This window comes from Enterococcus sp. RTP21361st1_A6_RTP21361_211029 (assembly GCF_040910045.1).
Taxonomy (GTDB): domain Bacteria; phylum Bacillota; class Bacilli; order Lactobacillales; family Enterococcaceae; genus Enterococcus_D; species Enterococcus_D gallinarum.
Genome location: NZ_JBDGBK010000100.1, coordinates 1 through 12,499, shown reverse-complemented (window position 1 = coordinate 12,499; position 12,499 = coordinate 1). Strand labels below are relative to the sequence as shown.

Below are 12,499 nucleotides of genomic sequence, written 5' to 3'. Positions count from 1 at the left end.
TATTATTGGGAATCCCAACTTAAATCATAGATACCGTAAGGGATTTTATTCTTTATTTAAAACTTTGCAACAGAACCGTTATTTCTTTGTATTTCAGATGTTAAGCTTGTAAAATACGGGACAATTGCTGCAACGAATTCTTAATTTGTTGCTCGTTTCTTTTTTTTGTATAATAGATGGAGAAAACCATTTCTTCAAAAAAATGCACGGTACTTCATATAAAGAGAAGGTGAGGGATAGCAATGAAGTTGAAATTTAATTTGCAGTCAGCACTCGTTAGTTGTTTTGTCACGATTATGTTGAGTATGGCAATTGATCAAGACGTAAATGCTTTTGTTGCGGCCCCGTTCCAGCGCAATTCTTCGGAGCCATCTTCTGAAGCACCAGTGCAGGTTGCCGAAACAAGTACGTCTGAAACGGAAACAACCAGTGAAACTTTTTATGAAGCACGGGTCAGTTCCTACTCCGAAACAACTGCACAGACCAGTGGAACAAAATCAAATGAAGATTCATCGGCCATTCCGTCTACAGAATCAGAAAGTATAGCTGACAGTAGTGAAGCAGTAGTGAAGGAGACAGATACAGCATCTAGCACTTCCAATAATGGATCAGCAAATTCTGATACTACGACTAGTACATCCGAAACGACGAGCTCCTCTAGCAGCAGCTCAAGTACGAGTAGTTCAACCTCTTCATCTAGCAGTTCAAGCAGTACAGGCACAACTACTTCTGACGAAAGTGAAGAGAGCACAGAAGCTGGTGATACACCGATTGATAGTAATGATCCGGCCAATGCTGCGGATGGATCAGAACCATTAAAACTTCTTTTAGAAGAACCATTTGATGCCTTTTTTAGATAAGCGCTTCGGCTAAGATAGTCAGAGTTTTAAACCAGCGAATCCCTTACGACTATTCATCTATTTGCTGAAGTATTGAGTGATTATTTTGTGCAATAAAAAAGCATCTTTTTCAAGCATATCACAAAGTAATTTCATTAAATTCGCTTATAATGAGGTGAAAAGGGGGCGCGCTATGGGCAAATATTTTAAAAACTTTGAAAAGCTGATCAGTGCTGTTGTCGATATTATGTTAGCAATTTTAGTTGTATTGGTATTGGTTGTGATGGCAGAAGCAATTTATAAAATCGTTACTTATGTCATTCCTTTGACAAAAGTCAGTGATCTATCCTTTTTGATTGAAGAGATTGCTACACTATTTATTTTACTTGAAATCATTTTGATGTTATTGCGGTATGTAAAAGAAGGACATCATATTCCTGTTCGTTATCTGATTCTAATCAGTATCACGGCGATTTTACGTGAGTTATTGTTGGCACAAGGAAAAGGACTGGAGACGTTGTTTTTGGCGCTGGCGATTTTAGTGCTGATTTTTGTTTTACAAGCATTAGAGAAGTTGAAATCTTTTCATAGCTCCAAAGATATCTGAAAAATAAATCAGAAAGTTACTTAGAAATCAAAAATAATCCTATCAGTAAACTGAATGTCTCAGTTATTGATAGGATTATTTTTTGCGAACAAACTAGCACTTTCTGCTTGTAGTTGCTTCCCAATATCCGTTTGCCGTACAGTGATTCGTTTGGTTTGGCGGAGGATGATTTTCTTTTGCGTCATTAGATCCTTCCGCTCCTTGATTGCTGTCTGACGATCTGTAAATGGTTGGTGAGCAGCAAGTGTCATCCCAAAAGAATTGGATAACAATGTGTAACCGGCGATACCGGTAACTTCCTGATAGGAGCGGGATAAGCCACCGTCAATTACCAGTAGGTGCCCATTGGCTTTGATTGGCGTCTCTCCTTTTTTCACTTTTACTGGTGTGTGGCCGTTAATGATGTGTCCTGTCGAGTCTAATCCAAACGCAGCGAATAAGCGACGGCAAAATGCTTCTTTTTCTCTTAGGGTATAGTAGGCGTTTTTTTCTTCAATATGCGTGTGTTTATTACTGATGAAATAGCGCTCGAAGGTTTTCATGGATTTTTTACCGAAAAGAGAAGACCCTTCTCCGCACCAGAGATACCAAAGGACATCGGTCGCCAGATCGTCGGTCCTTTCTGGTGTTGCGAAACTCTGTTTTACACATTCTTGAAAGAAATCCATCAATGCTTTGCCCTGATAAGAGGTTTTTCCAAAGGACACTGAAAGGAAGCGACCATCAGGATGACAGGGGATGCAACCGTGGTACAGTAGATTGCCATTATAAATTTGATAGATCGTGCCTTTTTCTACTAGAAAACGTACATGGGTTGCTAACCTTTCGGAGGATTGAAATTGTTTGAGAAGATCCTCCAGTACTTTTTGCTCTTCATCAGTCAAAAGATAGGGTGCTTCGGGATCAACCAATTGAAAGCAAGCATGGATCAGAGGCTCAAAGTGATCCTCTAGCTGAATCTGCAAATCCTTTGTGATTTTACCCAATAGCAAACGATCCGCTAATTGAAATTCGGGGCGTCGTTTGATCACAGCGGCCTCTACCTTGAATTGAATGATTGCAAAGGCTTGCTGGAGAAGCATGGCGTCGTGAATTTCCTCTTCGGAAAGATCATCAACAGTTTTCTTAGGATAAAACCCCTTATTTTCTTGATAATGTTTACGACTAAATGCTATGGCTTTAGAGAGGTCGATGCCATAGCCTTCTTTCAACAATGCTAAATTTCCATACCGTGCAGCGATCCGTATGGTACTTGCCAAACAAGGGAAAGAACCGCAGTAACTCCCGATCCACAAAATATCATGGTTCCCTAATTGGATATCCAAAGAAGGAAGCGCCATGAGCCGGTCGATGATTTTATCAGGTGCGGGTCCCCGGTCATAAATATCCCCAATAACATGTAGGTGATCAACGACAAAACGCTGAATCAAAAATGCTAGCTGTTCACAAAATAGAGGCGCTAAGGATAAGTCGATGATCTTATCAAAAATCGCTTTATAATAGGCTTCTTTGTTGAAGTCCGAGTCATATTGATACAGCAATTCTTCTAAAATATAAGCAAATTGTTTTGGTAAAGCTTTTCGAACTTTGGACCGCGTATATTTGCTGGAAGTAAAACGAGCCACTTTGACCAGTTGAGTCATTAATTGGATCCAATCCTCATGCGGATAGTCTTTTTCTTGCAATACTTCTTTTGGATAGTAAATCAAAAAACATAGCTCGGTCTTCTCAGCAGCTGTCAGTGAGTATTGAAACAATGTTTCGACTTTTTCCCGAATGCTGCCTGAACCATTGCGCAAGATATGATCAAAAGCTTCATATTCACCGTGCAGATCACTGACAAAGTGTTCGGTTGCTTTAGGTAACTGCTGGATCGCCTCTAAATTGATAATCTCAATGAAATCATTTAATTGATCTTCAGTGTGCATAGGCATTATTTTTGTAAAATTCTTCGATCAACATCGAACTTTCTTCGATCGACCGTTTGCTGACATCGATTACATTGATTCCTAGCTGTTGGAATAATTGATTCGCATAGGCTAGTTCATCATCGATCCGGCTTGGTTCTGTGTAGTTAGTAGTTTCTTTCAACCCTAATGAAGCCAGTCGAGAACGGCGTATTTCGACGAGTGAGTCAGAATTTGTAGTGAGCCCGATCATTTTTTTGGGATCGATTTGATTGATCTCTTTGGGTAAAGCGACCTCAGGTATTAAAGGCAGATTAGCCACTTTGTAACCACGATTAGCCATATATAGACTTAACGGTGTCTTGGAAGTACGGGAAACACCGAGCAATACGATGTCAGCATCGAGAAAACCACGAGGATCCTTGCCGTCATCATACTTCACTGCAAACTCCATTGCAGCAACACGACTGAAGTATTCTTGATTTAAACGATGGATTGCGCCAGGTTCCTGAACTGCTTGTAGCCCGACGGTTGCTTCGATTACTGAGATCAATGGCGTCATGAAATCGACATGTTGAAGACCGGTGCGTTTAGCAAAGGCTTCGACAAATTTCACTAAATCTTTGTTAACAAGCGTCGTCACAACAATCGATTTATCCAGTAAAGCATCTTGTAAGATTTCCAATAAGCTCTCTTCATCATTTGTAAAAGGATACAGTTGAATATCGGATAGATCGATCGTAGGAAATTGTGCGGAAACGGCACTAATCAATTTTTGTGCTGTTTCACCAACGGAATCTGAAATCAAATATAGTCGAACATTCTTCATTTTTTTCTCTCCTTAGAATTGATTGTTTTCGATCGCATTGCCTGCTTGGATATAGTAGTTCATAATTTTAGACTTGGTTATTTTACCAATGACTTTTTTTGGATTCTCAGCATCAACAACAGGGAGTGTATCTATTTCATGCCTAGCTAATAAGGTACCTGCAGTCAAAATAGTTTGGTCGGCAGTAATCGTGACGATATTCGGCATTCGCGTCATGATCATTGCCACCGGTGTTTTTTCTGCTGCTGAATTGCTGATAGCGAAGCGCAGAAGGTCTTTGCGGGATAGAACACCAATTAGTTCCTCTTCTGCATTTTTCACATAAAGAGACCCGACATCATACATGAATAGGGTTGTCACAGCATCATATACCGAAACGGATTGCTCAATCATTAACGGTGGGATCATAATCTCTGCTACTTTTGCATGGTATAGCTTATCAAACAACAGCGGTTCTACGGTCTGTCCGGTATAAAAATAACCGACCTTGGGCCGGGCATCGAGTAATCCAGTCATTGTCAGGATAGAGAGATCATTGCGCAAAGTAGCACGGCTGAATCCTAGTTTTTTTGCGATGGTTTCACCACTGATAGGTTGATTGTCTTTTACGATTTCAATGATTTTAAGTTGTCGCTTTGTCAATTCCAATGTGTCACCTTCTTTAAATAAATGTGATATGCTATTTATTATATATTTTCCGCGTGAAAAATGCAATAAAGGATTTTGGCGCGAATTTTTCTTAAAAATTTCTTCTTGACGAATCAATAGTGTACGCTATATACTTCGTTTTAAGCTTAATAGTATATCACATTAGGAAGGCGGAAAAAAATGAAGAATATCGTTTGGTTCTCAGAAGGTACGAAAGATCAAAAAGAATTACTAGGGGGGAAAGGAGCAAATTTAGCTGAAATGACCAGTATCGGGTTGCCTGTTCCTGCGGGATTTATTGTTACAACAGATGTTTGCCGACAATTTTTAGAAAACCAGCAACTTACACAGCCGTTGGTAGAAGAAATTATTCGAGCAGTAGCTACATTGGAAGAACGAACCCACAAGTCTTTTGGCGGAAACCAGCAGCCATTACTGGTTTCTGTTCGCAGTGGGGCAAAGTATTCCATGCCGGGGATGATGGATACGATTCTCAACTTGGGGTTAACTGATCAAACGGTACAGGCGCTGGCAGCGAATACAAAGAATCCTACATTTGCCTATGATTGCTACCGTCGCCTTATCCAAATGTATGGGGATGTTGTTAAAGGGATCGATAAGAGTCATTTTGAATCCTATTTAACGACCTATAAACATAAAAAGGGATATCCTTCTGACCAATCAATGGTCGCTCCAGACTGGCAAGAGATTTGCGAGGTTTTCAAAAGTATTTATATGGAACATACGCAAGAACGATTCCCTCAAGATCCGCTGGAACAATTATTATCAGCCGTTCAAGCTGTGTTTCGTTCGTGGAATAATCCCCGGGCTATCACTTACCGTAAAATCCACAAAATTGCTCATGATCTAGGAACAGCCGTGACTGTTCAGGAAATGGTTTTTGGCAATAGTGGTGCTGCAAGTGGAACTGGCGTTGCTTTTACTCGCGATCCGACGACAGGACACAGAGGATTATTTGGTGAATTTCTCGCTTGTGCACAAGGAGAAGATGTTGTCGCGGGGGTTCGTACGCCAAGACCGATTAGTGATTTAGCCAAAACACAACCAGAAATCCACGCGCAGTTTTCGGCGATTGCCGAGTTACTGGAAAATCATTACAAAGATATGCAAGATATCGAATTTACCATTGAAGAAGGGCGATTATTTGTTTTACAGACTCGTAATGGGAAGCGGACGGCCAAAGCAGCTGTACAGATTGCTATCGATCTAGTTTCTGAAGGAAAGATCACGAAGAAAACAGCACTGCATCGGTTGACACCAGACATGCTGGATCAGTTGCTGCATCCTATCTTTTCTCCGGAATCTCTTGCGAAAGCTTCTCCTCTTGGTCAAGGATTGCCTGCTAGTCCCGGTGCAGCGGTAGGTCGTGTTTACTTTTCGGCAGAAGCAGCGGTTAGTGCACACCAAGCGGGAGAAAAAGTCATATTATTGCGACAAGAGACTTCACCGGAAGACATTGACGGGATGGTCGTTAGTGAAGCCATCGTGACTTCTCGAGGCGGCATGACTTCTCATGCGGCAGTCGTTGCCCGAGGACTAGGAGTATGTTGTGTGGCAGGTTGTGATCAGTTAGCTGTCGATTCATTTTTGAAACAAGCTCGATGTGGTGAAGTAATCATTCAAGAAGGAGACTATCTATCAGTGGATGGGACGACAGGCAATCTGTATCAAGGGGCGCTATCACTGGTTGCCTCGCAAGATTTTGGTTTGCTGCAGACGATTTTAGACTGGTCTAAAGAGAGAGCAGACTTAGTGGTACGTGCAAATGCGGAAACTATCGAAGAAATCAAGACAGCAGCTTCTTTTGGAGCAGCAGGTATCGGGCTAGCGCGAACGGAGCATATGTTTTTTGGTGAAGCTCGAATCTGGCCGATGCGGCAAGTGATTTTAGCTGAAACGACCGAAGAAAGACAAGTAGCTTTGTCTCAGCTGAAAACGTTTCAGTTAAATGACTTCAAGGAGTTATTACTGCAGACAAAAGAACAGAAATGCGTCATTCGTTTGTTGGATCCGCCGTTGCATGAATTTTTACCGCGACCACAAGAATATGAAGAAATGGCCAAGCGCAGCGGCTATTCTCTAGAAAAAATCAAGCAACGAATCCATGATCTACAAGAAGTAAATCCGATGATGGGGCATCGAGGAAGCCGTCTAGGAATTACTTATCCTGAGATTTATGAGATGCAGACAGCTGCAATTATCGAAGCGGCACTACAAGCTTCTGAAGCAGGAAGTGTTGTTTATCCTGAGATTATGCTGCCTTTGATCAGTATTCCGGAAGAAATGCGCGTTTTGAGAGAACGTCTTGAAACGTACATTCGGCAAATTTTTGCCCACTATCAGAAAGAAGTACCTTTCAAGATTGGGATGATGCTAGAAACACCAAGAGCATGTTTATTAACAAAAGAATTAGCTCCGCTAGCTGATTTTTTCAGTTTTGGGACCAATGACCTGACGCAAATGACTTTTGGATTTTCACGGGACGATGCTGCTGGTTTTATTCAACGCTATTTAGATAAAGGAATCCTGTCTGAGGATCCGTATCAACATCTTGATAAATCGGGAGTAGGACAACTAATGGAACAAGCGGTGGCTTCGATTCGTCAGCAAACGAAGGGAAAAGCGATTGGTGTTTGCGGTGAAGTAGGCGGTGATCCACAATCTATTGCATTCTTGCGGGCTATTGGTGTTGATTATGTTTCATGCTCTCCATATCGGATTCCAGCGGCATGGTTAGCAATTGCTCAGTCTGCATCATAATTGCTTATACTCTGACCATCTATATTGCTACTTGAGTGGAGTCTGCAATGAAGTTGTTAACATGCGGTCATTATCAACGAATTGTCTGTTTTTCTAAACTGTTAATTTATGAATAGCTCGAACATTCTCAAGTAATTTGATCTTCAGTATACCGGTTTTCTAAAAGAGTCTATTACTATCGTTCTAAAAGCCCACCTTTGGCTGTTGAAAAAATATATCGTTGTTTTTTGATTCTATGGAAATTCTTATTGTGCTCGTTTAACTAAACCACGCGGTATCACCGTATGGTTTTTTAGTTGATTCTACAAGGTTTTTAGCTATTGTTTTGAGTGGTTTCTCCTACAGGACGATTTCGGTTCAGTGTTATTTGTATGGTGGAAAAGCAATGGCTGCATTTTCTACTAATGAACGCTCTTAATAGTTCGGTGAAATGACCGATTATCTTTACTGAGGGTCGTCTTCAGACGAGTCTTCATTGGATAGTGTGAAATTGTAAATGAAGGAGTGGCACATTTGTGAAAAAAAGGAAAAAAACGATAGGAATTTATGTGATGGTCACCTTGATTTTGGTTGCGGGGATCCCGATCATTGTCATGCTGACAAGTTCTTATTTGACCACAAAGGATTTATTGATTCAACGAAATGATTTGAATAAAGAAAGTGCCGTTAATTTGATTTTGGCGGAAGAAAAAAGCTTACGTCAATCGACGGAAAGAAAATTGAAGTCAATGGCTGAACTGCCATCCATGAAAACAGAATTTAGTATGGCACGTATCCGCTCAGATCTTTCTTTAGCAATTGCTGGAACCAATAGCTTTCTAGAAGTGACATTTGGAACGGAAGATGATGAGTATGTGACCTTCAACCCTTTGCCAGATGATTACAAACCAACGACTCGTCCTTGGTACAAGGGGGCCGTTAAAGCCGAAGGAGAAGTATATTGGACAGACCCATATTTGGATACGGTAACGAACCAATTTGTGACATCAGCCTCCATTATGATTAAGAATTCCCATAATCAAGTAGGGGTTTTGAGTGTAGATGTTTCATATGAAAGCATTCAAGACATTTTGTCTGACTTTACCGTTGGACGAACAGGAAATATTACATTAGTTTCAGAATCTGGGATCATTGTCACTTCAAAGAACACGAAACAAATCGGTAAGAATATCAAAGAAGAAGAAGTATTCCAAAAGATCAAAGAAGCAAAAGATCCTAATGGTAAGGTCGGTTTGGGCGACTCAAATAAAGTCAACGATGTGTTGTACGACAAATCTGCTGATTCCAATGTTTGGGCTTATTCCGAAGTCAAAGCCAGTGATTTAGATAAAGAGTTAGGAGCGTTAGTCCGCACGACGATCATCGTCACAATCCTGATGTTGCTATTTGTAGGACTTGTTTCCTATGCGGCCATTAAAATAGTAGCAGCGATCATCGATTGTTTCAATCACTACTTTAGAAAAGTCGGTGAAGGCAAACTAGAGAAGATGAGCCAGTCTAAAAGAGTTAAAGGCGAAAAATGGACTTGGGACCAGTTAGCCCGTCGAGTCGTTTATCCAGATAAAACTGGGAATGAGATTCAGCAAATGGCAGACAATTATAATGTGATGATCGAAGGCACTGGCGCATTGATCCAAAAAGTGCAAAAAGAAAGTAGTAGTGTCGCAGAAATGTCCGATTCTTTATTGGAACTTTCAAAACAAACCAATATTGCGACAGAAGAAGTCTCTCAAACCATCACGGGTATTGCAGAAGTTACCGGTGCACAAGCTCAGGAAACAGAATATAGTGTGTCGCAAATGCAAAATCTTACGCAAGTAATTAAAGAATTACGAGATAACGTTGGCGGAATGAGCAGCAAGTCGCAAGAATCCACGAAGATTAATCAAGAAAACTTAACGATCATGGATCAAGTCGATGACAGCTGGCGTCAAGAATTGGCACAGATGGAACGCTTAATGTCAAACATGACGGGAATGAATGATAGTATCCAAAACATCAATTCAATCATTGGGGTCATCAACGATATTTCTTACCAAACAAACTTGTTAGCTTTGAATGCTTCAATTGAGGCAGCCAGCGCGGGAGAGTCCGGTAAAGGGTTTGCAGTTGTTGCTGCTGAAATCCGTAAATTGGCGGAGCAAAGTAAAGCTTCTACCAAAGAAATCGAAGCGATTATTGAAGAAATTCGTGAGCAATCTAGTCAAATGGTCAAACAGACGTCAGCTTCTGTAAAAGGTGGCGTACGACAAACCAACTTAATTAAAGAAGCAATTTCGTCTTCAAAAGAAGTATTTCAACGCAGCAGTTATATGATTGAAGGTATTCATCATATTGAAGAAGCAAGTGCACGTATTGAAAACATTCAAAATAGTGTGTTGGAAAACTTAGAAAATATTTCTGCATCAACGGAAGAAAATGCCGCTGGTACACAAGAGGTTTCCGCAAACGCGGAAGAAGTTTTAGCTACCATGGATGAATTCACCAACCATGTGGCAGACCTAAGAGACATCGCGGAAGAATTGAAGCGATTGACTAATCGATTTGAAGTGGAAAAATAGAACAAGAAGAAAACATTCATCAGCTATTCGAAAGCATAGCTGGCGAATGTTTTTTTACTATCAAAGAAGATGCTACAAAAAAAGCCAAGACTGATGTCAGCAGTCTTGGCTTTTCATGAAGATGTTTATAAACAATTATTGCTGGTTAGTGAGCCATTTCTGTCCGCTGGATGATCATCTCTACACGACGATTTTCCGAGCGGCCTTGCGGGGTGTTATTATCAGCTTTGGGTTCCGTATCAGCAAAGGCTTGAATTGCGGCATTCTTTTCTAAGACGGCCCCTTTACTGATGAAATACTCCATAACGTTAATGGCACGGGCCGAACTGAGATCCCAGTTGGATTGGTATCGGCCATTGCCTTTTTCCGGTACGTTATCGGTATGACCTGCAATCACTATTTTGTTGGTTTTTAGTTTTTTCAGTGAGTCAGAGAGCAAATCCAGTGACTGCCGAGTGGTGGCTGTGATCTCAGCACTGCCCGATGTAAACAGGATACTGCTAGCCAAAGTGATATGGAGCCCATCAGATTCTAAGCGAACTTCTGTTTGATCTTTTAGGCCTGAAGAAGCTAATTCTTGTGATAGCTGATCGCTGATTTTTTGCAATTGTTGATTTTCCAGTTGAGTCCGTACAGAGGCTTCCTGTGCTTGTGCTTCCGTAGATGTGGGTGCTTTTTTTTCCGTATTAGTCTCCCCCATATCGATCACGGATCCGATCACAGAGGAGCTGCTATGGTGACTAGAAAGGATGGTGCCAAATTCACTTCTGATTTCTTGAAATTTCTCATCATCGACTTTCGCCATAGCAAACATGACAATGAATAAAGCCAGCAGTAAGGTCAACATATCTGAGTAAGGCAAAAGCCACGCTTCGTCTACGTGTTCTTCATGTTTCTTTTTTCGCTTCATATCGGTTCATCCTTTATAATTGTTCTTCCCGTTTTTTAGGATCGATCAAGCTATATAATTTCTTCTCAATGCTTTTTGGCGATTGTCCGGCTTGGATTGCTAAGACCCCTTCAACGATGATCGACATCATTTGGACTTCTTGCTCAGATTTCAAGGATAGCCTTGAGCTAAAGGGAATGAACAGAACATAACCGAAGAAAATACCATAAAGAGTTGCCACGAAGGCAGCTGAGATCATGTGTCCTAAAGCTTCTACATCTTCTAGATTGCCTAGCGCCCCAATCAGCCCGATCACGGCACCCAAGACCCCTAAAGTTGGAGAGCTAGTTCCAGCGGTTTTGAAGATAGACGAGCCAATACGATGGCGTTCTTCTATCCCATAGATCTCATTCTCCATGATTTCTTGTATCTGTTCGGCAGCAATGCCATCAACCACCATTTCTAAACCTTTTCTTAAAAATGGATCTTCCAAGTTTTGGATGGCGCCTCCAAGAGATAATAAACCATCACGACGTGCTTGGTTGGCCAATTCAACAATCGTATTGATCGTTGTTTTTAAGTCGTATTCTTTATTTTTCAGCAGAACGCCGAAGATTTTCGGGATTTTTTTGATATCACTGCTGGGAAATGAATTGATAACGGCTGCGATCACACCGACGAAAATAATGATTGCGGCTGCGGGGTTGATTAGGACAGCCACATTGGCCCCTTTTACAATCATTCCAACCACCACAGATATCAATCCTAAAATAATACCGATCAGCAAGAAAAAATCCATTTGTTGCGTCCTCCCAAATTCTTTATTCCGGGTTTTAACCCTTTTCTATTTTTATCGGTGAATTAAAATTATTCTTAATAGCAAAAAAAATAATCCTAAAAATAACTGAGATAAAATTACTGATTCTTTTAATTTTTGTTTTTTTGGATAAAAAGTCCAAGCTTTTTTATGAATGGTATAGTTTGTATATCCTGTGGAAATTTTCAGATGGTATCGTTTTTTTGGTGAAGTATGTCTCGTTTTTTTACCATTTATACAGGCGTTCAGTAAAAAAAAAGTTAATCATTTATATACATAATGAACGTTTTTTTATCAAAATGCATCCTTTTATAGAAAACTAAAGATAGCCATATAAAGCGTTTAATCGAGAGAGACTTCTTTTTAAATTTGCTGATCAGTTTGTGATGAAACCTAATTTAATAAATAACATAACATGATTGTAACTTAACTGACATATCTGTAAAGTTGTAAAATCAAATTGTAAAATAAAAGCAATTCTACTATAATGACATCACGTGTTTTTGTTTTTTTAATCTATAATATAAAAAAATATTGAAAAAAATCAGACTGTAGACAAAAGCTGTTCCAAACTCGTAACTCGAGCTTGGAACAGCTTTTTATCTACTTCGTTTCGAATTT

General features: G+C 40.3%; 9 protein-coding genes. 4 read left to right on the top strand and 5 right to left on the bottom strand.

The window, feature by feature from the left end; all coding sequences use genetic code 11:
* Window positions 1-242 precede the first annotated feature (242 nt).
* Window positions 243-860: a hypothetical protein gene (locus AB5Z52_RS14235; RefSeq protein ID WP_003129023.1), complete on the top strand. Its 618-nt coding sequence runs from the start codon at window positions 243-245 to the stop codon at window positions 858-860.
* A gap of 172 nt (window positions 861-1,032) precedes the next feature.
* Entirely contained in the window at window positions 1,033-1,446 is a 414-nt protein-coding gene (locus AB5Z52_RS14230; RefSeq protein ID WP_005473005.1) for a phosphate-starvation-inducible PsiE family protein, read from the top strand.
* A 59-nt stretch (window positions 1,447-1,505) separates the two neighbouring features.
* On the opposite strand, the gene AB5Z52_RS14225 is transcribed toward AB5Z52_RS14230, so the two are convergent.
* The 3 genes from AB5Z52_RS14225 to AB5Z52_RS14215 are packed head-to-tail and all read right to left on the bottom strand — an operon-like array spanning window position 1,506 to window position 4,830.
* Window positions 1,506-3,380, bottom strand: a complete 1,875-nt coding sequence (locus tag AB5Z52_RS14225) for a fructose-1,6-bisphosphatase (RefSeq protein WP_086269317.1) — start codon at window positions 3,378-3,380, stop codon at window positions 1,506-1,508.
* Complete coding sequence (locus AB5Z52_RS14220) at window positions 3,364-4,182, bottom strand: pyruvate, water dikinase regulatory protein (protein WP_003129026.1); 819 nt, start codon at window positions 4,180-4,182, stop codon at window positions 3,364-3,366. Before AB5Z52_RS14220 ends, AB5Z52_RS14225 begins: the two co-directional genes overlap by 17 nt.
* Before the next feature lie 12 nt (window positions 4,183-4,194).
* Entirely contained in the window at window positions 4,195-4,830 is a 636-nt protein-coding gene (locus tag AB5Z52_RS14215) for a helix-turn-helix transcriptional regulator (protein WP_003129027.1), read from the bottom strand.
* Between the two features lie 180 nt (window positions 4,831-5,010).
* Between AB5Z52_RS14215 and ppdK the strand changes: the two genes are divergently transcribed.
* Entirely contained in the window at window positions 5,011-7,611 is a 2,601-nt protein-coding gene (gene ppdK / locus AB5Z52_RS14210) for a pyruvate, phosphate dikinase (protein WP_005472998.1), read from the top strand.
* Between the two features lie 515 nt (window positions 7,612-8,126).
* Window positions 8,127-10,172: a methyl-accepting chemotaxis protein gene (locus AB5Z52_RS14205; protein ID WP_117474748.1), complete on the top strand. Its 2,046-nt coding sequence runs from the start codon at window positions 8,127-8,129 to the stop codon at window positions 10,170-10,172.
* A 145-nt stretch (window positions 10,173-10,317) separates the two neighbouring features.
* On the opposite strand, the gene AB5Z52_RS14200 is transcribed toward AB5Z52_RS14205, so the two are convergent.
* On the bottom strand, window positions 10,318-11,082 hold the full coding sequence (locus AB5Z52_RS14200) for a flagellar motor protein MotB (RefSeq protein ID WP_288551823.1): 765 nt from the start codon (window positions 11,080-11,082) through the stop codon (window positions 10,318-10,320).
* Between the two features lie 13 nt (window positions 11,083-11,095).
* Window positions 11,096-11,860, bottom strand: coding sequence for a flagellar motor stator protein MotA (gene motA, locus AB5Z52_RS14195; protein WP_368243851.1), 765 nt, complete (start codon window positions 11,858-11,860; stop codon window positions 11,096-11,098).
* Window positions 11,861-12,499: the final 639 nt, after the last annotated feature.

Bases quoted from the DNA above. Each gene is read 5' to 3' on its own strand.
- AB5Z52_RS14225 (WP_086269317.1), bottom strand. From the start codon at position 3,380: ATGCCTATGCACACTGAAGATCAATTAAATGATTTCATTGAGATTATC.
- AB5Z52_RS14220 (WP_003129026.1), bottom strand. From the start codon at position 4,182: ATGAAGAATGTTCGACTATATTTGATTTCAGATTCCGTTGGTGAAACA.
- AB5Z52_RS14230 (WP_005473005.1), top strand. From the start codon at position 1,033: ATGGGCAAATATTTTAAAAACTTTGAAAAGCTGATCAGTGCTGTTGTC.
- ppdK (WP_005472998.1), top strand. From the start codon at position 5,011: ATGAAGAATATCGTTTGGTTCTCAGAAGGTACGAAAGATCAAAAAGAA.
- AB5Z52_RS14235 (WP_003129023.1), top strand. From the start codon at position 243: ATGAAGTTGAAATTTAATTTGCAGTCAGCACTCGTTAGTTGTTTTGTC.
- motA (WP_368243851.1), bottom strand. From the start codon at position 11,860: ATGGATTTTTTCTTGCTGATCGGTATTATTTTAGGATTGATATCTGTG.
- AB5Z52_RS14200 (WP_288551823.1), bottom strand. From the start codon at position 11,082: ATGAAGCGAAAAAAGAAACATGAAGAACACGTAGACGAAGCGTGGCTT.